General features: G+C 60.6%; 21 protein-coding genes. 14 read left to right on the top strand and 7 right to left on the bottom strand.

The annotated features are described in order from the left end of the window. The first annotated feature begins 32 nt into the window (after nucleotides 1-32). The 6 genes from LPQ25_RS05165 (at nucleotide 33) to LPQ25_RS05140 (ending at nucleotide 5,573) form a co-directional block, all read left to right on the top strand. On the top strand, nucleotides 33-947 hold the full coding sequence (locus LPQ25_RS05165; protein WP_014907028.1) for an ROK family protein: 915 nt from the start codon (nucleotides 33-35) through the stop codon (nucleotides 945-947). Nucleotides 948-1,003: 56 nt separating this feature from the next. Further along, nucleotides 1,004-1,966, top strand: coding sequence for a LacI family DNA-binding transcriptional regulator (locus LPQ25_RS05160; RefSeq protein ID WP_004181055.1), 963 nt, complete (start codon nucleotides 1,004-1,006; stop codon nucleotides 1,964-1,966). 178 nt (nucleotides 1,967-2,144) lie between these two features. Beyond that, nucleotides 2,145-3,062, top strand: coding sequence for a metal ABC transporter substrate-binding protein (locus LPQ25_RS05155; RefSeq protein ID WP_004185390.1), 918 nt, complete (start codon nucleotides 2,145-2,147; stop codon nucleotides 3,060-3,062). Further along, nucleotides 3,059-3,880 carry a manganese/iron ABC transporter ATP-binding protein gene (locus LPQ25_RS05150; RefSeq protein ID WP_004211599.1) on the top strand — a complete coding sequence of 274 codons (822 nt, stop codon included), beginning with the start codon at nucleotides 3,059-3,061 and terminating at the stop codon, nucleotides 3,878-3,880. The genes LPQ25_RS05155 and LPQ25_RS05150 overlap by 4 nt, the downstream gene beginning before the upstream one ends. Next, on the top strand, nucleotides 3,877-4,725 hold the full coding sequence (gene sitC, locus LPQ25_RS05145) for an iron/manganese ABC transporter permease subunit SitC (protein WP_014907026.1): 849 nt from the start codon (nucleotides 3,877-3,879) through the stop codon (nucleotides 4,723-4,725). The genes LPQ25_RS05150 and sitC overlap by 4 nt, the downstream gene beginning before the upstream one ends. Further along, nucleotides 4,719-5,573 (top strand): metal ABC transporter permease, encoded by an 855-nt coding sequence (locus LPQ25_RS05140; protein WP_002915035.1) that lies wholly within the window; start codon nucleotides 4,719-4,721, stop codon nucleotides 5,571-5,573. Before sitC ends, LPQ25_RS05140 begins: the two co-directional genes overlap by 7 nt. 66 nt (nucleotides 5,574-5,639) lie before the next feature. Here LPQ25_RS05140 and LPQ25_RS05135 read toward each other — a convergent pair whose 3' ends face one another. Both LPQ25_RS05135 and LPQ25_RS05130 read right to left on the bottom strand, forming a co-directional pair. Next, nucleotides 5,640-5,981 carry a nitrous oxide-stimulated promoter family protein gene (locus tag LPQ25_RS05135; RefSeq protein WP_074424915.1) on the bottom strand — a complete coding sequence of 114 codons (342 nt, stop codon included), beginning with the start codon at nucleotides 5,979-5,981 and terminating at the stop codon, nucleotides 5,640-5,642. Between the two features lie 66 nt (nucleotides 5,982-6,047). Beyond that, the gene (locus LPQ25_RS05130) at nucleotides 6,048-6,935 is read right to left on the bottom strand and encodes a LysR family transcriptional regulator (protein WP_004151056.1); all 888 of its coding nucleotides are present in this window, start codon (nucleotides 6,933-6,935) and stop codon (nucleotides 6,048-6,050) included. Between the two features lie 184 nt (nucleotides 6,936-7,119). Here LPQ25_RS05130 and LPQ25_RS05125 point away from each other — a divergent pair, with 184 nt between their 5' ends. Together LPQ25_RS05125 and LPQ25_RS05120 are read left to right on the top strand one after the other, a co-directional pair. Continuing rightward, a complete protein-coding gene (locus LPQ25_RS05125) occupies nucleotides 7,120-8,061 on the top strand; it encodes an AEC family transporter (protein WP_002915041.1) in 942 nt (313 codons plus the stop codon). A 35-nt stretch (nucleotides 8,062-8,096) separates the two neighbouring features. After that, on the top strand, nucleotides 8,097-9,806 hold the full coding sequence (locus LPQ25_RS05120; protein WP_004185403.1) for a thiamine pyrophosphate-requiring protein: 1,710 nt from the start codon (nucleotides 8,097-8,099) through the stop codon (nucleotides 9,804-9,806). 39 nt (nucleotides 9,807-9,845) lie between these two features. Here the strand turns inward: LPQ25_RS05120 and LPQ25_RS05115 are convergent, their stop codons facing one another. Beyond that, the gene (locus LPQ25_RS05115) at nucleotides 9,846-10,139 is read right to left on the bottom strand and encodes an Rdx family protein (protein WP_002915045.1); all 294 of its coding nucleotides are present in this window, start codon (nucleotides 10,137-10,139) and stop codon (nucleotides 9,846-9,848) included. Nucleotides 10,140-10,354: 215 nt separating this feature from the next. On the opposite strand from LPQ25_RS05115, the gene LPQ25_RS05110 reads away from it, so the two are divergent. The 6 genes from LPQ25_RS05110 (at nucleotide 10,355) to mutS (ending at nucleotide 19,118) form a co-directional block, all read left to right on the top strand. Further along, the gene (locus LPQ25_RS05110; RefSeq protein WP_040215735.1) at nucleotides 10,355-12,718 is read left to right on the top strand and encodes a TonB-dependent receptor domain-containing protein; all 2,364 of its coding nucleotides are present in this window, start codon (nucleotides 10,355-10,357) and stop codon (nucleotides 12,716-12,718) included. Nucleotides 12,719-12,789: 71 nt separating this feature from the next. After that, the gene (locus LPQ25_RS05105) at nucleotides 12,790-13,821 is read left to right on the top strand and encodes a hemin-degrading factor (protein ID WP_014907023.1); all 1,032 of its coding nucleotides are present in this window, start codon (nucleotides 12,790-12,792) and stop codon (nucleotides 13,819-13,821) included. Continuing rightward, entirely contained in the window at nucleotides 13,818-14,636 is an 819-nt protein-coding gene (locus LPQ25_RS05100) for a heme/hemin ABC transporter substrate-binding protein (protein WP_004181072.1), read from the top strand. The genes LPQ25_RS05105 and LPQ25_RS05100 overlap by 4 nt, the downstream gene beginning before the upstream one ends. Continuing rightward, on the top strand, nucleotides 14,636-15,631 hold the full coding sequence (locus LPQ25_RS05095; RefSeq protein WP_004174663.1) for a FecCD family ABC transporter permease: 996 nt from the start codon (nucleotides 14,636-14,638) through the stop codon (nucleotides 15,629-15,631). The genes LPQ25_RS05100 and LPQ25_RS05095 overlap by 1 nt, the downstream gene beginning before the upstream one ends. Next, a complete protein-coding gene (locus LPQ25_RS05090; protein WP_014907022.1) occupies nucleotides 15,624-16,403 on the top strand; it encodes a heme ABC transporter ATP-binding protein in 780 nt (259 codons plus the stop codon). The genes LPQ25_RS05095 and LPQ25_RS05090 overlap by 8 nt, the downstream gene beginning before the upstream one ends. A 153-nt stretch (nucleotides 16,404-16,556) precedes the next feature. Beyond that, the gene (mutS, locus tag LPQ25_RS05085; RefSeq protein WP_004151059.1) at nucleotides 16,557-19,118 is read left to right on the top strand and encodes a DNA mismatch repair protein MutS; all 2,562 of its coding nucleotides are present in this window, start codon (nucleotides 16,557-16,559) and stop codon (nucleotides 19,116-19,118) included. Nucleotides 19,119-19,237: 119 nt separating this feature from the next. On the opposite strand, the gene LPQ25_RS05080 is transcribed toward mutS, so the two are convergent. From LPQ25_RS05080 to LPQ25_RS05065, 4 genes are all read right to left on the bottom strand, one after another. Continuing rightward, on the bottom strand, nucleotides 19,238-19,390 hold the full coding sequence (locus LPQ25_RS05080; RefSeq protein WP_014907021.1) for a Hok/Gef family protein: 153 nt from the start codon (nucleotides 19,388-19,390) through the stop codon (nucleotides 19,238-19,240). Between the two features lie 337 nt (nucleotides 19,391-19,727). Beyond that, entirely contained in the window at nucleotides 19,728-19,964 is a 237-nt protein-coding gene (locus tag LPQ25_RS05075; protein WP_002915098.1) for a non-oxidative hydroxyarylic acid decarboxylases subunit D, read from the bottom strand. A 10-nt stretch (nucleotides 19,965-19,974) separates the two neighbouring features. After that, nucleotides 19,975-21,402, bottom strand: coding sequence for a non-oxidative hydroxyarylic acid decarboxylases subunit C (locus LPQ25_RS05070; RefSeq protein WP_004151060.1), 1,428 nt, complete (start codon nucleotides 21,400-21,402; stop codon nucleotides 19,975-19,977). After that, nucleotides 21,402-21,995: a non-oxidative hydroxyarylic acid decarboxylases subunit B gene (locus LPQ25_RS05065; protein WP_002915099.1), complete on the bottom strand. Its 594-nt coding sequence runs from the start codon at nucleotides 21,993-21,995 to the stop codon at nucleotides 21,402-21,404. Before LPQ25_RS05065 ends, LPQ25_RS05070 begins: the two co-directional genes overlap by 1 nt. Between the last annotated feature and the right edge of the window lie 94 nt (nucleotides 21,996-22,089).

Raw genomic sequence — 22,089 nt, 5'->3', positions numbered from 1 at the left:
GCGCTGGCCGGGCCTGATTCCCCGAGGTCACTATGTTACATCTTGGAATAGATATTGGCGGCACCAAAATGGAAGCCGTACTGCTGGACCCGGCGGGCGAATGCGTCCAGCGCCTGCGCCGGCCGACCCACAAAGAGAGCTATGACGCCTTTATGCGTCAGCTGCTGACCCTGATTGCCGATATTCGCGCGGTCAGCCCGCAGCCGTTCACCCTGGGGATCGGCCTGCCCGGGGCTATCGATCCGCAAAGCGGACGCATTAAAAACTGCAACTGCCTGGTGCTCAACGGTCACGATCTGCGCCGGGATATCATGCAGCAGCTTGGCCAGCCGGTGTGGATGGCAAACGATGCCGACTGCTTCACTCTTTCGGAGGCGGTGGATGGCGCCGGCGCCGGAGCTACCACCGTCTTCGGGGTGATTATCGGTACCGGCTGCGGCGGCGGGATCGCCGTTCATCAACAGCTGCTCAGCGGCCCCAACGCTATCGCCGGGGAGTGGGGGCATAATCCGCTGCCGGGCTATACTCCTGAGCGCGATGGCCCGCCGCAGCCCTGCTACTGCGGCAAAACGAACTGCATCGAAAGCTTTCTCTCCGGCACCGGCTTCGCCCGCCGCTATGGGGAACAAGCCCGTGCGGAAGCCATTGTCGCCGCGGCGCAAAACGGCGATCCGCGCGCGCTGGCCCACTGGCGACACTTTATCGATGCCTTTGCCCGCAGCCTGGCGTCGGTGATCAATATTCTCGACCCGCAGGTGATTGTGCTGGGCGGCGGTCTGTCCAACGTCAGCCAGATCTATCGCGATCTGCCTGCCGCCATCGTGCCGTGGATCTTCTCCGACACCTGCCGCACGCAGATCAAACCGGCCCGTTTCGGCGACGCCAGCGGCGTGCGCGGCGCGGCCTGGCTGCCCCGGCTTCCCGGCGTCGCGCAAGGGCAGCGGTAGACACTTTTTTCAGCAGGTATGTTAAGCTAGGCGAAAATGTTCAGACAGAAAAAGCCATGCCAACGATTGATGATGTTTCAAGATTAGCGAATGTCTCAAGAGCGACGGTATCCCGCGTGCTGACCGGCACCCGGGGCGTGCGCGAAGAGAGCCGGGAAGCTGTGCTGCGGGCCGTTGAAGAACTCAACTATCGCCCGAGCTTTGCCGCGCAAAACCTCGCCAGTCAGACATCCAGCCACGTTGGTCTGGTGATTTCCGCGCAGGACGAAAGCCACGGCGCACGTCTGCTGCCGCTGCTCTCTCAGGCGCTGAAAGGGCTGAATAAAAGCCTGCTGGTCCAGTACGTCAGCGACCCGGTAGAGCAGGCGGCGGTAATCGACGATCTGCAGCGCCAGTGCGTGGCGGTGGTGGTGCTGGGCGCCGTTGCCGCCGACGCGCCGCGCAACGTTATCGCCTTTGACCGCTTCGGCGTCGCCGGGAGCAACAGCCAGGGCTATGACTTCGCCTTTGCCACCGAAAGCGCCTGCCGCTATGTGATTGGCAAGGGACACCGCAACATCGCCCTGCTGGTGGACAGCGATAGCGACGATGCCAGCCGTCAGATGCTGGAAGGCTACCGCAACGTCCTGCAGAACTACTCCATTCCTTTTAACCGTCAGCTGGTGCTGACGGCCAACGATGACGTCGAGCAGGCGCTGCTGACCTTAATTAACAGCTTCAGTAAATACTCAGTCATTATCGTTAAACGCGACCGCTACGCGGCTGAGGCGATGCGTCTGCTGCGCGAATTCACCATCGCCGTCCCGCAGGAGGTCTCCCTGCTGAGCCTTGAGGATTCCCCGCTCGCCTCGCTGCTCTACCCGCCGCTGACCTGCATCTCCTGGCCACTGGAGGCGCTGCTGGATAACTGTATTCAGCGTATTCGCAGCCTGATTGACGACCGGCCAACCTTCGCCACCGAGGGCCGCTCGCTGGCTGGCCGCCTGATCCCGCGCCAGTCGGTCGCCGATATTTCTTGATCTTCGCCCGGTTGGCGCCGGGCCAGACTTACCTCCCCTTTTCGCGCTTTCGTTTCCCGGCTCATTATTACCCACGCATGCAAATAAGAATTATTTTCATTTATAAATAGCTTGTGCTATATAACATAGCAATGGCTATAAACGCTGGGAAATTAACCACACCATTGCGAGGGATCCTATGCTACACCTGACACCGCTGAAATCATTGCTGCTGGCCAGCGCGCTGGCTCTGCTGGCCGCGACGCCGGCCACCGCGCAGGAGAAATTCAGGGTTATCACCACCTTCACGGTTATCGCCGATATGGCGCAGAACGTGGCCGGCGACGCCGCCGACGTGAGCTCCATTACTAAACCGGGCGCGGAGATCCATGATTACCAGCCCACGCCCGGCGATATCAAACGCGCGCAGGGGGCGCAGCTGATCCTCAGCAATGGGCTTAATCTCGAACGGTGGTTTGCCCGTTTTTATCAGCACTTACAGGGCGTTCCGGAGGTGGTGGTCAGCGAGGGGATCCAGCCGATGGGCATCAGCGCGGGCCCCTATAGCGGGAAGCCCAATCCCCATGCCTGGATGTCGGCAGATAACGCCCTGATCTATGTCGATAACATTCGCGATGCGCTGGTGAAGTACGATCCGCCTCACGCCGACACCTATCGCCGTAACGCCGAGGCCTACAAAGAGAAGATCCGTCAGACGATGGCGCCGCTGCAGGCCAGACTGGCGCAGCTGCCGGCGGATAAGCGCTGGCTGGTCACCAGCGAGGGAGCCTTCTCCTATCTGGCCCGCGACTATGGCCTGCGCGAACTGTATCTGTGGCCGATCAATGCCGACCAGCAGGGCACCCCGCAACAGGTGCGCAAGGTTATCGACACCATGAAGAAAGAACGCATCCCGACCATCTTCAGCGAAAGCACCATCTCCGATAAACCGGCGCGTCAGGTGGCGCGGGAAGCCGGGGCCCACTACGGCGGCGTGCTGTATGTCGATTCGCTGAGCGCCGCCGACGGCCCGGTGCCGACCTGGCTCGACCTGCTGCGCGTCACCACCGAAACCATCGTCAACGGTATCCAGGACGGGATGAGGAAGCAGCCATGAATGCAGCGCAAGCGGGACTGTATGTCAACCAGCTCACCGTCACCTGGCGCAACGGCCACACTGCCCTGCGCGACGCCTCGTTCAGCGTGCCGCGCGGCTCCATTGCCGCGCTGGTAGGCGTTAACGGCTCGGGTAAATCCACGCTGTTTAAAGCGCTGATGGGCTTTGTGCGCGTCGGCCACGGCGAGATCGCCATACTCGGCCAGCCGGTCAACCGCGCACTGCGCCAAAACCTGGTCGCCTATGTCCCGCAGTCGGAAGAGGTGGACTGGTCCTTCCCGGTGCTGGTGGAGGATGTGGTGATGATGGGCCGCTACGGCCATATGGGCTGGCTGCGGCGGGCAAAGCCGCGCGATCGCGAGATTGTCGATGCCGCGCTGGCCCGCGTGGGCATGAGCGAGTTCCGCCATCGGCAGATTGGCGAGCTCTCCGGCGGGCAGAAAAAGCGCGTCTTTCTTGCCCGCGCCATCGCTCAGCAGGGTCAGGTGATCCTGCTGGATGAACCTTTCACCGGCGTCGATGTGCAGACCGAAGCGCGGATCATCAGCCTGCTGCGCGAGCTCCGCGATGAGGGCTGTACCATGCTGGTCTCCACCCACAACCTCGGGTCAGTTAGTGAATTTTGTGATTATACGGTGATGGTGAAAGGCACCGTGCTGGCCAGCGGCCCGACAGAAACCACCTTCACTGCCGAGAATCTGGAGCGGGCTTTCAGCGGCGTGCTGCGCCACGTCGCGCTCACCGGCGGGGAAGCGCAGGTTATCACCGATGACGAGCGGCCGTTTATCAGCCGGCGCGCGGCGGGAGGCCCACGATGAGCTGGCTGCTGGAGCCGTTTGGCTATCACTATATGCTCAATGCGATGTGGGTGTCGGCGCTGGTGGGCGGCGTCTGTGCGTTTCTCTCCTGCTACCTGATGCTCAAAGGCTGGTCGCTGATTGGCGACGCCCTCTCCCACTCGATTGTACCCGGCGTCGCCGGGGCCTATATGCTCGGCCTGCCTTTCGCGCTCGGCGCATTTCTCTCCGGCGGTCTGGCGGCGGGCAGCATGCTGTTTTTGCAACAGCGCTCGCGGCTAAAAGAGGATGCCATTATCGGGCTGATCTTCTCCTCCTTCTTCGGGATCGGGCTGTTTATGGTGTCGCTGAATCCGACGTCGGTGAATATTCAGACCATTATCCTCGGCAATATTCTGGCCATCGCCCCGGAGGATATTATCCAGCTGGCGGCGATCGGCTTTATCTCAATGGCGATTCTGCTGCTGAAATGGAAAGACCTGATGGTGACCTTCTTTGATGAACACCATGCCCGCTCGATTGGCCTGAACACCCGCGGCCTGAAGCTGCTGTTCTTTACCCTGCTGGCCGCCTGCACCGTGGCGGCGCTGCAGACCGTCGGCGCCTTTCTGGTCATCTGCCTGGTGGTCACTCCCGGGGCTACCGCGTGGCTGTTAACCGATCGCTTCCCGCGCCTGCTGGCTATCGCCGTGTCTATCGGCAGCCTGACCAGTTTCTTCGGCGCCTGGCTCAGCTACTATCTCGACGGCGCCACCGGCGGCATTATCGTGGTCGCGCAAACGCTGCTGTTCCTCATCACCTTTATCTTCGCGCCGAAGCACGGCCTGCTGCCCAGCCGCCGCCGCGCCAGGGAGGCCGCATGCTGAACCTGTTCCTGGCCCCGTTCCAGTTTCCTTTTATGGTCAATGCGATAGCGATATCGATCGTCGTCGCCATTCCCTGCGCGCTGCTGTCGGTGTTTCTGGTGCTCAAAGGCTGGGCGCTGATGGGCGACGCCATGAGCCACGCGGTCTTTCCGGGCGTGGTGCTGGCCTACATTATCGGCATCCCCTTCGCCATCGGCGCGTTTATCGCCGGTCTGCTGTGCGCCGTGACGACCGGTTTTCTCGACGATAACAGCCGACTCAAGCGCGATACCATCATGGGGATTGTCTTCTCCGGCATGTTTGGCGCCGGACTGGTGCTGTACGTAGCGATCCAGTCCGATGTTCATCTCGACCATATCCTGTTCGGCGATATGCTGGGAATATCCCTCCGCGATATTGGGCAAACGACGGCGATCGCACTGGTGATTGCGTTGATTATCGGTCTCAAATGGCGGGATTTTTTGCTGCACGCCTTCGATCCAACGCAGGCTAAAGCCAGCGGCCTGCGCGGCGGACTGCTGCACTACGGCCTGCTGTGCATGATCGCCCTGACCATCGTCGCGACGCTGCAGTCGGTGGGGATTATTCTGTCGATTTCGCTGCTGATTGCCCCCGGGGCGATCGCGCTTCTGCTGGTGAGACGCTTTATCCACGCCCTGCTGCTGGCGGTAGCGGTGGCCATCGGCTGCTCGGCGGGAGGGGTGTGGCTGGCGTTTTATCTCGACAGCGCGCCAGCGCCGACTATCGTGGTGCTGTTTACCGCGCTGTTTGTAGTCGCCTTTGTCGCAAGCACGATCCGCGATAGTCAGAAACAGAAAACTTCAGCAATTATCCCCGGTGGCGGCTAACGCCTTGCCGGGGCTACAAGAGCACGACTTGTCGCCCGGCTGCGCAGCGCTGACCAGGGAAAGCCGCTACTTTTTCGGTCGATATTTTTCCGGCAGCGGCGGCACCGGGCGCCTGTCGTCCAGCAGATGGCGAACAGTGAGGATCGGGTGGCGCCAGAGCATCCGCGGCCCGGCCCAGCGCATAATCTGCTTCATCTCCTCGCGCTTCGCCGGCTGGTAGCAGTGCACCGGACACTGCTTGCAGGCCGGTTTGTTCTCGCCAAACACGCACTTATCAAGGCGCATGTCAGCGTAGGCGTTCAGCGCCTGATAGTGCGCATTATCGGCCTGCGCCTCGGGACAGCGCCGCTGGTAGAGGGCAATCATCCGCTGAATCGTCATTTTTTCCCGTTCGATACGCTTCCCCATCTCCCCGCCTTTCGTCTTTTTTAAGATGCATTTATCATACACCTTAATATCCATACCCGACCAGACTCACTGCTTCAGATGCTGAATCAACTGCAGGGCTGCCCCGGACAGAACCCCGAAATGGCTGTAGGCATAGAAATCCCGGATAAAAACGCTGCCCTCGAGCTCAAACGGGCGCAGCAGGCCAAGCGCTTCTTCGTGTCGGTAAACCGGGGCCGGCATCGACGTTAACAGATCGCTCTCGCACAGAAAGGCCTTAATGGCTGAGGATGAGGCGCACTCAATAACCGGCTGCGGACAGGGCAACTGCCGGGCGCGAAAGATATCCGCCAGGATGTTCATTGGCGTACTAGACGGCGGCGGCATAATCCACGGATAGTCCAGCATCGCCTCCAGGGTGACGTCCGCCGCCTGATGCAGCGGGTGGTGCTGCCTGGCGACGATGCAGATCCGGTCCTGCCAGTTAATTTTGCCCCGCACCACGATTTTCTCATCATGCGGTAAGGGGCCGCAGAGGGCGATATCGATGTCGTGCATCAGCAACAGCTTATATAGCTCGGAGTCAATGCGGTCGACGATCCGCAGATGGATCTGGGGGTGGCGCTGATGGAAAGCCGCCAGCTTATCGATGAAATGGCTGGTCAGCAGACTGGAAACGCAGCCAATCCGCAGAATGCCTTTCCCGGCGCCGCGGATGAGCTCAATTTCCTCGCGCGCCTTTTGTTCGGTATTCAGCATCGTCAGCGCGTAGGGTAAAAAGGCGCTGCCATATTCGCTCAACGCCATGCCGTGCTTATGTCGTTCGAATAAGGATGCGCTCAGGTCCGCTTCCAGGCTCAATAGCAGTCGGCTCAGTCCCGACTGGGTGATCCCCATTTTCTCTGCGGCCAGGGTCATATTGCCTTCGCGGGCGACGGTAATAAATGCCTGAATCTGCTTAAATTTCATTGGCATGATATTTACTCATTGAATAAACGGTTTTTGCATTTCCCCTGCGCCCTTTTTTAGCGAATAAATATCGCTATCAATACGCTCAAAAATCACCGGAACGCATACTTCAAAAGGATTTATTTATCTCACCACCCACGGCAAAACACATTTCTGATCCGAAGATAATTTATAATGAGAATATATCACCATGACACAGAACAATATTCTATTAATTTCAGGCGCTATATTACCGGTCATCATTACCGTCATCATCGGCTATATTAGCGGTAAACGAAAAGACTTTAACTGGCAGCAGGCAGGAGACATCAATAAAATTGTGATGCTCTACGCATTGCCGCTAAGTATTTTCAGCAATATGGTGATGACGCCGCGACACATCGTCATGACCATGGGCCCGGTCGCCGTGGCTATCATCCTGGCGCTGATTCTCAGCTTCGTCATTCCCTTACTGGTCGCCCGCTATCTGTTTCGACGCGACCTCGCCCTCAGTACGCTGCAGGCGCTGGCCATCGGCTCGCCGGCAGTCCCGTTTATCGGCACCTCAGTGCTGGCCTTTTTATTTGGCACCGTCAGCGCGTCGCTGATCACCGTGTCCAGCATCACGCAAAACGTCTTCCAGCTGCCGCTGGTGATGATACTGATGTCGGTCGCCACCGGCGATAAGAGCCAGCATATTTCCTTTGGCGCACGGGTGGTGAACGCCATTAAACAACCCGTGGTCTGGTCGCCGGTGATCGCCCTGATCATCGTGCTGGCGGATATCCATATTCCGCAGACTATCTCGATGTCGCTGGGTCTGCTGGGCAAAGCCTCTGGCGGGCTGGCGCTGTTTGCCGCCGGGATCGTGCTCTATACGCGCAGCATTGTTATCACCACCGCTACCATTATCACCGTTATCGCCCGCAATATTCTGGTCCCCGGCGCCTGCTATCTCATTTTATTAAAAATGGGCTTCAGCATGGAGCAAATAAAGGAAGTCGTATTGACGATGGCTATCCCGGTAGGCTCCATCGCGATAATTATTGCTATGCAGTATAAAACCGGCGAGCAGGAAATGGCCTCGACGATGGCGCTGAGTATTATTGCCTCCATCATTACGATGGGCGGATTTATTTTCTTAACCTTTTAATTACCGCGATTACACCGCGTGAATACGGAGAGAATATGGCCTCTATCACATTATCGGCTGCTGAACTGTTACTGCATCGGCTACAGGCGCTGGACGTGGCGTATATTTTTATCAACTCGGGCACCGATTATCCTCCAGTCATTGAAGCCTGGGCAAAGGCCCGGGCGACCGGGCAAAAGGTACCGGAGTTAGTGATCTGCCCGCATGAAAACGCCGCCATCGGCATGGCCCATGGCTATTACCTCGGCACCGGCAAGGTGCAGGCGGTGATGGTTCACACCAACGTCGGGCTAGCCAACGCCGCCTGCGGCGTCATCAATCTGGCGAACAGCAATATTCCGGTGCTGATTTTTGGCGGCCGCACGCCGATAAGCGAACATTCCCACTTCGGCTGCCGTAATACGCCGATTGGCTACGGCCAGGAGATGCGCGACCAGGCGGCGCTGATCCGTGAATCCGTGAAGTGGGATTTTGAACTGCGGCTGGCCGATCAGATCGGCGAGCATGTTGACCGGGCCTGGGCGATCGCTAGCTCCCTGCCGAAAGGGCCGGTCTACCTGAGCTTACCGCGTGAGCCACTGTGCGAAACCTTTGCCGTCGATGAGGCCGCGCTGCAGGCTGGCCCTTCGCAGCAGCCGGTCCGCTATGCGCCAGTCCGGGAAGATATCGCCCGTGCAGCCGAGGCAATCGCCTGCGCCAGACACCCGGTCATCTTCGCCCAGCGCGGCGCCCGAACGGCGGAAGGCTTTGCGCGCCTCGATAGTCTGGTGCGCGAATGGGCGATCCCTCTGGTGGAATACTGGGGCACCGAGGTTACCCTGAGCGCCGATAATCCCCTGCTCGCCGGGGCTGATCCCAGCGTCTGGCTCGCTGACGCCGATGTGATTCTGGTGGTCGACTCGCAGGCACCATGGATGATCGCCGAGGGCGACTGTCGCCAGGACTGCACCGTGATCCAGATGGGGCCCGATCCGCTCTTCTCCCGCTACCCGGTGCGCGGCTATCGCGCGGACATCAACCTGGCGGGCGAGACCGATGAAGTCTTCAGCCTGCTGGAAGAGGCGCTGCGCCCGCTGCAGGCCGCCCGCCAGCAGCATGTGGCGGAGCGGGCGGCATATACGCAGAGCCGCATCCAGCAACAGAAAAACCAGCGCGACGCGCTTCTCCATGCCAGCCAGACCGGGGCCATTACCAAACCCTGGCTCAGCTACTGCCTCGGCCATCTGGCTAATCAACACCGCGGCCGGATCGTTTCTGAACTGACCACGCTGCCGCAGTTTGCCGGACTGACCCATGCCGAGAGCTATTACCAGGAAGCGCTGGCCGGCGGCCTGGGCGAAGCCCTGCCCATCGCGCTGGGGCTGCAGCTTGCGCGCCGGGAAGAGCTGATTATTGCCGCCGTCGGCGACGGGTCGTACCTGTTCGCCAACCCTGCGGTCTGCCACCATATTGCGGAGGTAATGAAGCTTCCTGTCCTCGTCGTGGTCGGAAATAACGGCGGATGGGGCGCCGTCGCGGGCGGCACCAAAGCGCTCTACCCGGACGGCTACGCGGCCCGCGCGGAAACCATTCCGGCCACCGCCTTTACCACCTCGCCGGATTTCGCCGCGATCGCCGCCTCCAGCCGCGCGGCGGCCCTGTCGGTTTCCCGGGCCGAAGATCTCCCCGGCGTGCTGGAAGAAGCGGTATCCCTCATACGCACCCGCCGACAGAGCGTGCTGGTTGACGTGCAGTTAGCCCGCTAACGGCTTCTCCTCCGGGCGCTTGTCGTCCGGAGGGGGTTGTCACCCCTTCTGGTCACCTTTATCCACATGGCCCAGCGGCTTCTCCGGGAAGCAGACATCGCGCACCCGGCGTTTCAGCTCGGCCGCATCCGGAAAACCGCCATCCTGCTTGCGCTCCCAGATCTGCTGACCGTCGACATCGATCGTGAAGATCCCGCCGGTCCCCGGCACCAGCGTCACCGAGGCGATGTCGGTGCTGAAGGTATGTAACAGCTCCTGCGCCATCCAGCTGGCGCGCAGCATCCAGTTGCACTGGGAACAGTAGGTGATGGTGATGGCCGCTTTTGAGTTCATCGTCGTCTCGCTAAGTCTGAAAGGGCAAATTGTAAACAAAGTGCAGTTTAAATGAAGAACACATGATTATTTTGTTGCAAACGATAATACCTATCATTACCATTCGCAATCAACAAATGGAGTAAGACCCTATCCGCAACGGAAAAGACGGAGCAACCTGCAACTCTGGAAGTAACGCGTGAGCCGATACTAATAACGATCAAGGCGTGGCGACTATGTACAAATCGACTCCGTCAGCAGCATGGTGTAAAAAACGCCTGCTGGTGACCTCTTTGTTTGCAGCAATTTATCAGACTTCTGCCATCGCAGCAGATACTTCCGCCGTTAGCGGCGAGGCGGTGGATGACACCTCGGAACAAATGACCGTCACCGCCCCCGCGCCGGTGCAGAAAGCCGGTAGCGAACACAGCATCAGCGCCCGGGAGCTGGAGAATAAAGGCGCTAACGATTTCGGCTCAATCATGCGCTATGAGCCGCTCATCAGCGCCACCGGGGCCAGCGGCGGCTCCGGCAACGGCAAAAGCGGCTTCGACCGCGGAGGTTACACCGGCTACAACATTCGCGGTATGGAGAGCAACCGCGTAGGCATCGACGTGGACGGTATCGCGCAACCCAACGCCACCGGCCGCGGCTACGTCGGCCGCGCCGGGCTCAACACCTTCGGCATCGGCCGCGATTATATCGACCCGTATATGTACGGCAGCGTTGATATCCAGTCCGGCGCCACCTCGACGGAAACGGCCAACAGCGCTATCGGGGGGAATGTCTCCTTCCGCCCGAAATCAGCGGATGATTACCTGCGCCCGGGCAAGACCAGCGCCTTCGGCTACCGCAGCGGTTACGACTCTGCGGATCGCAGCTGGCACAACGGGGTGACCGTCGCCGGCGGCGATGAGTTCCTGCGCGGGATTTTGGTCTATAGCCGCCGTGACGGCCAGGAAACTGAAAACAACAGCGGCACCGTCGACGCCTACCCGGCGAACTGGCACTCCGATGCTTTTCTGGCCTCCGGGATCTGGCAGCCTAACGATGAGCACAAGCTGACCAGCACCTTCGACTATTACCATAAAACCAACCACACCCACTACGATACCTGGGACTCCAGCGGCAACAGCACCATCGGCACCGCCAACCAGACCAGCCAGACCCGGCGCTGGGGCCTGAGCCTGAAGGATGACTGGACGCCGATGAACGACTACCTCGACAGCGTCTCCACAAAAATCTACTACCAGCATACCGAAGCCCATGACTGGACTTATATGCCGGACAGCGTCACCCGCAAAATGCAGACGGTGAACTCTAACTACGATACCGACACCTGGGGCCTGCAGACCGCGCTGGCGAAAACCCTGGGCCGCCACGATCTGAGCGCCGGTTTCAACGCCAGCACCAGCAAAACCCAGCGGCCGTTCAGCCAGTCGCCGATCCCCAGCGTTTACAGCGAGATCATGCAGCCGGAGGCAGACAGCCGCAGCTACACCCTCGGCGGCTTTGTCCAGGATAAGATCAACTTCGATCTCGACAGCCACAACTTCGCCGTTATTCCCGGCGTGCGCGTGGTGCATCAATCGACTAAGCCGGAAAATCTGTCCGATCTCGCCGCCAACAGCAGCGTGCTGAGCGAATCGTCGGTGGCGAATCTGTACGGCAAAAACAGCGATACCCAGGTTCTGCCGTCGTTGACCTTCCAGTACGACCTCACCCCGCGCCTGATGACCTACCTGCAGTACCAGCGCGGGGCGCAGTTCCCCAACGCCAGCCAGCTGTATGGCTCCTGGAACCTCGGCTCCAGCTACGCCGGCAGCCAGCAGTATGCCCTGATCGGCAATACCGATCTGAAGACGGAAACCAGCGATAATCTCGAGTGGGGGCTGAAAGGGGAAGTTACCGAAGGCATCACCCTGCGCACGGCGCTGTTCTACAACAGCTATAAGAACTTTATCGCCTATACCCGCTATACCCGCGCCAACAATCCGGGCCAGTTCACGAATGTGCCGTCGAACATCTACACCATTTATCAGGCGGAAAACCGCGATAAAGCCTATATCTACGGCGGTGAGATTAGCACCAAATTTAACTTTGGCACCTGGTTTGAGCAGGTGGACGGCCTGAGCGCCACCCTCGCCCTCGGCTATAGCGAAGGGAAATCGAAATCCAGCTACAGCGGCGATAAATACGTCGACCTCGACAGCGTGGCGCCAATGAAAGCCATCGTCGGCGTGGCGTGGGACGATCCGGCGAAACGCTACGGCACCGCCCTGACGGCGACCTTTGTCAAAGGGAAACAGGCGACCGCCACCAACCGCGAAAGCTACAGCAACAGCGGATCCGCCATCACCGATGCCAGCAGCGACTATATGCGCGTGCCGGGCTACGGCATGCTGGACTGGACCGCGTACTGGCAGGTGGCGAAAAACGTGCGCCTCAATGGCGGGGTCTACAACCTCACCGATCGTAAATACTGGGATTACCTGAGCAGCCGCAATATCGAGACCGGCACCAACCAGGACGCCAACGATAAAGCGCTGGCGGTGATGCCGGGCCGCACCTGGCAGCTGGGCGTCAACGTCGACTTCTGATTGCCCGAATAATAACGCACCTGCCCCCGGCCCGCCGGCCGGGGATATTCATCGTCGAGAAGGATATGATTATGCCAAATGCACACCCTGACCTGTGGCAGCGCTACCAGGCCACCAAAGCGGCCAGTACCGCGAAATATGCCCGCGATATCGCCGCGGAAATGGGGATCAGCGAAGCCGAGCTGACCGCCGCCCGCCTCGGCCATGATGCCGTGCGCCTGAGCGATGACGCCCGGACGCTGATTGCCGCCCTGGAGCGCGTCGGTGAAACCAAATGCATCTGCCGCAACGAGTATGCCGTGCATGAGCAGGTGGGCCAGTTCACGCACCAGCACCTCAGCGGCCACGCCGGGCTGGTGCTGAACCCGCGTGCGCTCGACCTGCGTCTGTTCCTCAGCCAGTGGGCCAGCGCCTTCCATCTGAACGATAATGGCCGTCAGAGCATCCAGTTTTTCGACCACCACGGCGACGCCCTGCTGAAAGTCTATGCGACCACGCAGACCGACATGGCGGCCTGGGAGACCCTGATCGCGGAATATCGGGTGGCGGCGCCGGCACCGCTGACCCTGCGCCCGCTGGAGCCGGTGAAATATGCCGATACCGCCGACGGCGCCGCCCTGGAGAACGACTGGCGCGCGATGACCGACGTTCACCAGTTCTTCAGTCTGCTGCGTAAATATCAGCTTTCCCGCCAGCAGGCCTTCCGTCTGGTGAGCGACGACCTCGCCTGCCGCGTGGATCGCCATGCGCTGCCGTCGCTGCTGGAGACGGTGCGCCAGGAGGGCAATGAAATCATGATTTTCGTCGGCAATCGCGGCTGCGTGCAGATCTTTACCGGCGCCCTGGAAAAGCTGGCCCCCATGCGCGGCTGGCTGAATATCTTCAATACTACTTTTACCCTGCATCTGCGCGAAGAGAGCGTCGATGAAGTGTGGGTGACCCGCAAGCCGACTTCGGACGGACACGTCACCAGCGTCGAACTGTTCGCTAAAGACGGCACCCAGATTGCCCAGCTCTACGGCCAGCGCAGCGAGGGGCACCCCGAGCAGACGCAATGGCGCCAGCAGGTAGACCGCCTGACCCGTGAAGGGCAGCCCGCATGATGCGCTGGTTACTGCTCTTGATCGCTTTCCCGCTGCTGAGTCACGCCGCCGTTGAGCGGCTCGTCACACTCGGCGGAGATGTCACTGAGATCGTTTATGCCCTTCACGCGGAGGAGAGCCTGGTGGCGCGGGACAGCACCAGCAGCTGGCCCCCGGCGGCGCAAAAGCTGCCGGACGTCGGCTACCTGCGACAGCTGAACGCCGAGGGGATCCTCGCGTTACGCCCGCAGCTGGTGTTAGCGAGCGCCCAGGCGCAGCCCTCGCTGGTCTTACACAAGGTACAGGCGAGCGGGGTGAAGGTGGTTAACGTGCCGGGCGGCGAAAGTCTGTCCGCGATCGATAACAAAGTTGCTGTCATTGCCGAAGCGTTAGGCAAAACGGCGGCAGGCGACGCGCTGCGCCAGCAGCTTCAGCAGCAGATCGCCGCCATTCCAACGCAGCCGGTTGCTAAGCGGGTGCTGTTTATTCTCAGCCACGGCGGAATGAATACCCTGGTGGCCGGACAGCATACCGCGGCCGATGGCGCCATTCGCGCCGCCGGATTGCAGAACGCGATGCAGGGCTTCGACCACTATCGCGCCATGTCGCAGGAAGGGGTCGCCGCCAGCCAGGCGGATCTGGTGGTGATCTCCGCCGATGGTCTCAAAGGGATGGGCGGCGAAGCCGGGCTGTGGAAACTGCCCGGCCTGGCGCAGACCCCGGCGGGGCGTCATAAACAGCTGCTGACGATCGACGATATGGCCCTGCTGGGCTTCGGGCCGCGCACACCGCAGGCGATAATCGCGCTGCGAAACAAAGCGGAGCAGTTGCCCTGATGCGCCCTGCCCTCGCTCGCCGTTTGCTGCTGATGACGCTGCTGCTGGTCTCCCTGACGTTGTTTGCCACCACCCTCGGCGCCATGCGCTTGCCGCTGGTCAACCTGCTGCCTTCCGGGGATGACATGCTGCGCCATATCTGGCTGACCATCCGTCTGCCGCGGGTGCTGCTGGCCCTGCTGGTGGGCGCGGCGCTGGCCCTCTCCGGCTGCGTGATGCAGGGGCTGTTTCGCAACCCGCTTGCCGACCCGGGCCTGCTGGGCATCAGCAGCGGCGCCGCGCTGGCGGTGGCCAGCTGGCTGGTGCTCCCGTTCTCCGCTGCGGGGCTGATCGCTCTGTATATGCCGATGCTGGCGGCGTTTATTGGCAGCCTGGCGGTGATGGTGGTGATTTTCATCCTCAGTCGGGCGGAGGAGGGTTCGCTGTCGCGCCTGCTGCTGGTGGGGATCGCCATCAACGCGCTGTGCGGCGCGCTGGTCGGCGTCCTGTCCTGGCTGAGCAATGACGCCCAGCTGCGCCAGCTGTCGCTGTGGGGAATGGGCAGTCTGGGCCAGGCCGAATGGCCGACGCTGCTGGTGGCCGCGACCTTGATTATCCCGGCGGCGCTGGCGGTGTGGTGGATGGCGTCCCGCCTCAATCTGCTGCAGCTTGGCGATGAAGAGGCGCACTATCTTGGGGTCAACGTGCAGGCGCTGCAGCGCTGGCTGCTGCTGTGCAGCGCGGTGCTGGTGGCCGTCGCGGTGGCCATCAGCGGAGTCATCGGCTTTATCGGCCTGGTGGTGCCGCACCTGATGCGCCTGTGGCTGGGACCGGACCATCGCGGACTGATCCCCGGCTCGCTGCTGGCCGGCGCGATCCTGCTTCTGCTGGCCGACACCCTGGCCCGCACCGTGGCGGCGCCGGCGGAGATACCGGTCGGTCTGCTCACCAGCCTGCTGGGCGCCCCCTGGTTTCTGTGGCTGGTCTTTCGTCGGGAGAACTCCAGACATGGTTAATGAATACTGCGCCCAGGGGCTGTCACTTCACCTTGGTAAACGACAGATTATCGACAACGTCTCCGTCGCGCTGCGCGGCGGCGAGATGACGGTGCTTATCGGGCCGAACGGCGCCGGGAAATCCACTCTGCTGCGCCTGTTGACCGGCTATCTGACTCCGGACAGCGGCACCCGCCATCTTGCAGGCAAGCCGCTGGAGGCCTGGTCCCCCGAGGCGCTGTCGCGCCGGCGGGCGGTCATGCTGCAGCGAACGGCCCTGCAGGCCGACTGGACGGTGGAAACGGTCATTGCCATGGGACGCTCACCGTGGGGCGCGACGGCGGATCCGGCGGTGCTGGCGGCGGTGATGGCCGTCACCGGCTGCGATGGCCTTGCCGGTCGCCGCTATCCCGGCCTCTCCGGCGGCGAGCAGCAGCGGGTACAGCTGGCCCGCTGTCTGGCGCAGCTATGGCGCGACGGCGCGCCGCAGGGCTGGCTGTTTCTCGATGAGCCCACCTCGGCGCTGGACCTTTACTATCAGCAGCACCTGCTGCGCTTGCTCAAACGGCTCACCGCCGGCGGGCAACTGCACGTCTGCGTGGTGCTGCATGACCTTAACCTCGCCGCCCTGTGGGCCGACCGCATCCTGCTGCTCCACCAGGGACATCTGGTCGCCCAGGGCACGCCGCAGGAGGTGATCCAGCAGCCGGTTATCCATCGCTGGTACGGGGCGGATGTCCGCCTCGTCCAGCACCCGGACAACGCGGTCCCCCAGGTTTATCTGGCGCCGTAACCCCCGCGCGGCGCAACTGGAATCCGGATCGCGCCGCGCGCTTTCGTCGGTTTCCCTCACCTGCCCATCTCCGTTATTATGTCTCATCCATGTGATAACGACGAAAACTACAAAATCGCAGCCATTTAAAATCAGGGATCTGGATAACACCCCATGAGCACAATTGACAATCTCGACGCCCACACGCCGATGATGCAGCAGTATCTCAAGCTAAAGGCGCAACATCCTGACATTCTGCTGTTTTACCGGATGGGGGATTTTTACGAGCTATTTTATGACGATGCGAAACGCGCCTCGCAGCTGCTCGATATCTCGCTGACCAAGCGCGGCGCCTCCGCGGGCGAACCGATACCCATGGCCGGCATCCCCCACCACGCCGTAGAGAACTACCTCGCCAAACTGGTCAATCAGGGCGAGTCGGTGGCCATTTGCGAGCAGATTGGCGACCCGGCCACCACCAAGGGGCCGGTCGAGCGTAAAGTGGTGCGTATCGTTACGCCGGGCACCATCAGCGATGAAGCGCTGCTGCAGGAGCGCCAGGACAACCTGCTGGCCGCCATCTGGCAGGACAGCAAGGGCTTTGGCTACGCGACGCTGGATATCAGCTCCGGGCGCTTTCGCCTGAGTGAACCGGCCGACCGCGAAACCATGGCGGCAGAGCTGCAGCGCACCAACCCGGCGGAACTGCTGTATGCGGAAGATTTTGCCGAATCGTCGCTGATCGAGGGCCGCCGCGGTCTGCGCCGTCGCCCGCTGTGGGAATTTGAAATCGACACCGCGCGCCAGCAGCTAAACCTGCAGTTCGGCACCCGCGATCTGGTCGGCTTCGGCGTCGAAAACGCCCCGCGCGGCCTGTGCGCCGCCGGCTGCCTGCTGCAGTATGTCAAAGACACCCAGCGTACCTCGCTGCCGCACATCCGCTCCATCACTATGGAACGCCAGCAGGACAGCATCATTATGGATGCCGCCACCCGCCGTAACCTCGAGATCACCCAGAATCTGGCCGGCGGCACCGACAACACCCTGGCCTCGGTACTCGACTGTACGGTGACGCCGATGGGTAGCCGGATGCTCAAGCGCTGGCTGCATATGCCGGTCCGCGATACCGCCGTGCTGGTGGAGCGCCAGCAGACCATCGGCGCGCTGCAGGAGCGCTATACCGAGCTGCAGCCGGTGCTGCGCCAAGTCGGCGATCTGGAGCGTATTCTGGCGCGTCTGGCGCTGCGTACCGCCCGGCCGCGCGATCTTGCCCGCATGCGTCATGCCCTGCAGCAACTGCCTCTGCTGCGTGAGCTGCTGGCCGACGTTGACAGTCAGCCGGTGCAAAAATTGCGCGAGAAAATGGGCGAGTTCACCGAACTGCGCGAACTGCTGGAGCGCGCGGTGATCGACGCGCCGCCGGTGCTGGTCCGCGACGGCGGGGTCATCGCTCCAGGCTATAGCGAAGAGCTGGACGAGTGGCGGGCGCTGGCCGATGGCGCCACCGATTATCTCGATAAACTGGAGATCCGCGAGCGCGAGCGGCTGGGCCTCGATACCCTGAAAGTCGGCTACAACGCCGTCCACGGCTACTACATCCAGATCAGCCGCGGCCAGAGCCACCTCGCGCCGATCCACTACGTGCGCCGCCAGACGCTGAAAAACGCCGAACGCTACATTATTCCTGAGCTGAAGGAATACGAAGATAAGGTGCTGACCTCCAAGGGCAAAGCGCTGGCGCTGGAAAAACAGCTTTATGACGAACTGTTCGACCTGCTGCTGCCGCATCTCGCCGATCTGCAAACCAGCGCCAGCGCGCTGGCCGAGCTGGACGTGCTGGTCAACCTGGCGGAACGCGCGGAAACCCTGAACTACTGCTGCCCGACCTTTAGCGATAAGCCAGGCATTCGCATTAGCGAAGGCCGCCATCCGGTGGTCGAGCAGGTGCTGAAAGAGCCGTTTATCGCTAACCCGCTGCAGCTGGCGCCGCAGCGGCGGATGCTGATCATTACCGGGCCGAACATGGGCGGTAAAAGTACCTATATGCGCCAGACCGCGCTGATTGCGCTACTGGCCTATATCGGCAGCTACGTCCCGGCGCAGAAGGTGGAGATCGGGCCCATCGATCGCATCTTCACCCGCGTCGGCGCGGCGGATGACCTGGCCAGCGGCCGCTCGACCTTTATGGTGGAGATGACTGAAACCGCCAATATCCTGCACAATGCCACCGAGCATAGCCTGGTGCTGATGGATGAGATTGGCCGCGGCACGTCCACCTACGATGGGCTATCGCTGGCGTGGGCCTGTGCGGAAAATCTGGCCAACAAAATCAAGGCGCTGACCCTGTTCGCCACCCACTACTTCGAGCTCACCCAGCTGCCGGAGAAAATGGAAGGCGTCGCCAACGTCCACCTCGACGCGCTGGAGCACGGCGATACCATCGCCTTTATGCACAGCGTGCAGGACGGCGCGGCCAGCAAGAGCTATGGCCTGGCGGTCGCCGCGCTGGCGGGGGTGCCGAAAGAGGTGATCAAGCGCGCGCGGCAGAAACTGCGCGAGCTGGAGAGTATCTCGCCCAACGCGGCGGCGACCCAGGTCGACGGCACGCAGATGTCGCTACTCGCCGCCCCGGAAGAGACCTCGCCTGCGGTTGAGGCGCTGGAGAATCTTGATCCGGACTCCCTGACCCCGCGTCAGGCGCTGGAGTGGATCTACCGTCTGAAAAGCCTGGTCTAGCCACCCATTAAGGTGAAAAACGGCAGCGCTGTGAAGCGCTGCCGTTTTAGCAAACAAAAAAATGGGTGCTAGAGGATGCGTCCTGACAACCCATACGCGGGGTTGCCCCCGCGCGGATGCTACTTCTTCGATTCGTAAGCGAGAACAGCTTTAAACTCAATATTACGCTCTTTAATACTCAGCTTGCATAGTGAGCTGTGCACCAACAGCGTAAATCCCAGTACCGTAATACAGAGTACGATGATTGCCACAAGGGCATATTTTGTCAGCATATCTTGCCTCCCTGCAAAGAAGAGACTAACATCTGAATTGTCTATGTTCATTCGCTAGCCTCAGTTGATAGAAATATCTCCTGGGGCTTTCGTCTGTCTGGGGTTCTGGTAATGCTCAAGGCCAGACAGCCTCAAGCACCCGCCGCAATTCTACACTCGTCAGGGCGTGAAATTTATCTGCAAGGAATTAATCAGACGGAATTTATAATAATCTGGATGTAGGCTCGCAAAGTCATCCCGGTATATTAACCCTTCACGTAATTTTTTAATTTAATGAAAAAATAATTTCCATAATTGTACTAAATATAAAAAGGCCCGACTTAGCGGGCCCCTTTCATTAACGCTTATCTTCCGGCAATAGCGGCGGTACGTGCGGCACCTGCGGCGCCTCATCGATATCTTTCTGCGTCATGCGGAACGCTTCCGGATAGTGTTCGCGGCTGGTGCGGCGCAGCGGCTCGGTATCTCGCCAGGTGTAAAGACAGTGCTGGCACTGATACACGGTCCAGACCCCTTTCACCGGCGAGGTCGCCATGACTTCAATCTTTTCATCGGCGCAACGTGGACAAATCATCTTCTTCTCCTTATTTACGGTTGGCCAGCATAGCGGTCAGTTTTTCAGCCCAGGCTTTGGTTTCCGGCAGATCCTGCACCGGCTGGCTGTAGTGGCCGCGAAGGTCCGGCGCAACCGGGGTGGTGGCGTCGATAATCAGTTTGTCGGTAATGCCTGCCGGGCTGGAGCCTGGGTCAAGTTCAAGGACCGACATGTTCGGCAACTGCACCAGGTCTCCCGCCGGGTTAACCTTCGAGGAGAGCGCCCACATCACCTGCGGCAGGTTGAACGGGTCGACGTCTTCATCAACCATGATCACCATCTTCACATAGCCGAGGCCGTGGGGAGTGGTCATCGCCCGCAGGCCCACCGCGCGGGCAAAACCGCCGTAGCGTTTTTTGGTGGAGATGATCGCCAGCAGACCATGGGTGTACATGGCGTTGACCGCCTGCACCTCCGGAAATTCGGCCTTCAGCTGCTGATACAGCGGTACGCAGGTCGCCGGGCCCATCAGATAGTCAATCTCGGTCCACGGCATACCGAGGTAGAGCGATTCAAAAATCGGTTTGCTGCGATAAGAGACTTTGTCGATACGCACTACCGTCATGTTACGACCGCCGGAGTAGTGACCGGTAAATTCACCGAACGGCCCCTCGATCTCACGCTTACGCCCTTCAATGACCCCTTCGAGGATCACTTCCGAACCCCAGGGCACGTCAAAGCCGGTCAGCGGCGCGGTAGCGATGGGATACGGGCTCTCGCGCAGCGCGCCAGCCATCTCATATTCAGACTGATCGTATTTCAGCGGCGTGGCGCCCATCAGGGTAATAATCGGGTCGTTACCCAGGGTAATGGCGATCGGCAGATCTTCCCCACGCTCTTCCGCTTTGTGCAGATGCAGCGCGATATCGTGCATCGGTACCGGCTGCAGGCCGAGCTTGCGCTTGCCTTTCACTTCCATGCGGTAGATACCGACGTTTTGCTTACCGAAGTTATCTTTATCCAGCGGATCGCGCGAAACGACACAGGCTTTATCGAGGTAGAAACCGCCGTCACCATCGTTGAGGCGGAACAGCGGCAGAATATCGAACAGGTTGATATCATCGCCATCAACAGTATTTTCTGCCCACGCCGGGTTGGCGCGGCGCTCTGGCGTCACCGGGAAGTTATCCCAGCGGCGAATGAACTCATCAATCTGCTTTTTCACCGGCGTGTTAGGCGGCAGGCCCAGCGAGATGGCATGGTTCTGCCACGAGCCGATGGTGTTCATCGTCACGCGAGCGTCGTTAAAGCCGCGAATATTATCGAACCACAGCGCCGGGGCACCGTCGCCGATGCGTCCGGTCGCATTGGCGGCCGCCGCCAGATCGGGCTCAGCGTTCACCTCTTCACTGATTTTCAGCAGTTGTCCCTGGTCATCCAGCGCCTGCAAAAAGCTGCGCAAATCATCAAAAGCCATTATTCGATCTCCTGTGCAAATTGTTCTGCCGTGCGCAAGCCGTTCCAGCGGCGCGCTTTGTGATAGTCGAGGCCAAACTGATCCAGCACCCGGGTGACGATATGATTGGTGATATCGTCAACCGTCTCCGGGTGGTTGTAGTAAGCTGGCATCGGCGGGACCATCGCCACGCCCATGCGGGACAGCGCCAGCATGTTCTCCAGATGGATCGTGCTGAGCGGCATTTCCCGCGGGACCAACACCAGCTTGCGCCCCTCTTTGAGCACCACGTCCGCCGCGCGGCCCACCAGCCCTTCGGCATAACCCGCGCGAATGCCTGCAAGCGTTTTCATACTGCAGGGAATAACGATCATGCCGTCGGTACGAAATGAACCGGATGAGATGGTGGCGGCCTGGTCTGCCGGGCTGTGGGAAAAGTCCGCCAGCGCGGCTACTTCGCGCGCCGTCCAGGGCGTTTCCAGCTCGATGGTGGTTTTGGCCCATTTCGACATCACCAGATGGGTTTCCACCTCCGGCATATCGCGCAGCGCCTGCAGCAATGCCACCCCAAGCGGTGCCCCGGTGGCCCCCGTCATCCCAATAATCAGTTTCATTCCAGACCTCATTACTTTTGTTCGTGTACGAACTTTATATTTAAACTACCCCCTCCAGCTCTTATTGGCAAGATCGTTCGTATACGTGCGCATT

It is taken from the genome of Klebsiella sp. KPN54798, assembly GCF_021184225.1.
GTDB classification, from domain to species: Bacteria; Pseudomonadota; Gammaproteobacteria; order Enterobacterales; family Enterobacteriaceae; genus Klebsiella; species Klebsiella pneumoniae.
This window is presented reverse-complemented; position numbering and strand designations above follow the sequence as displayed.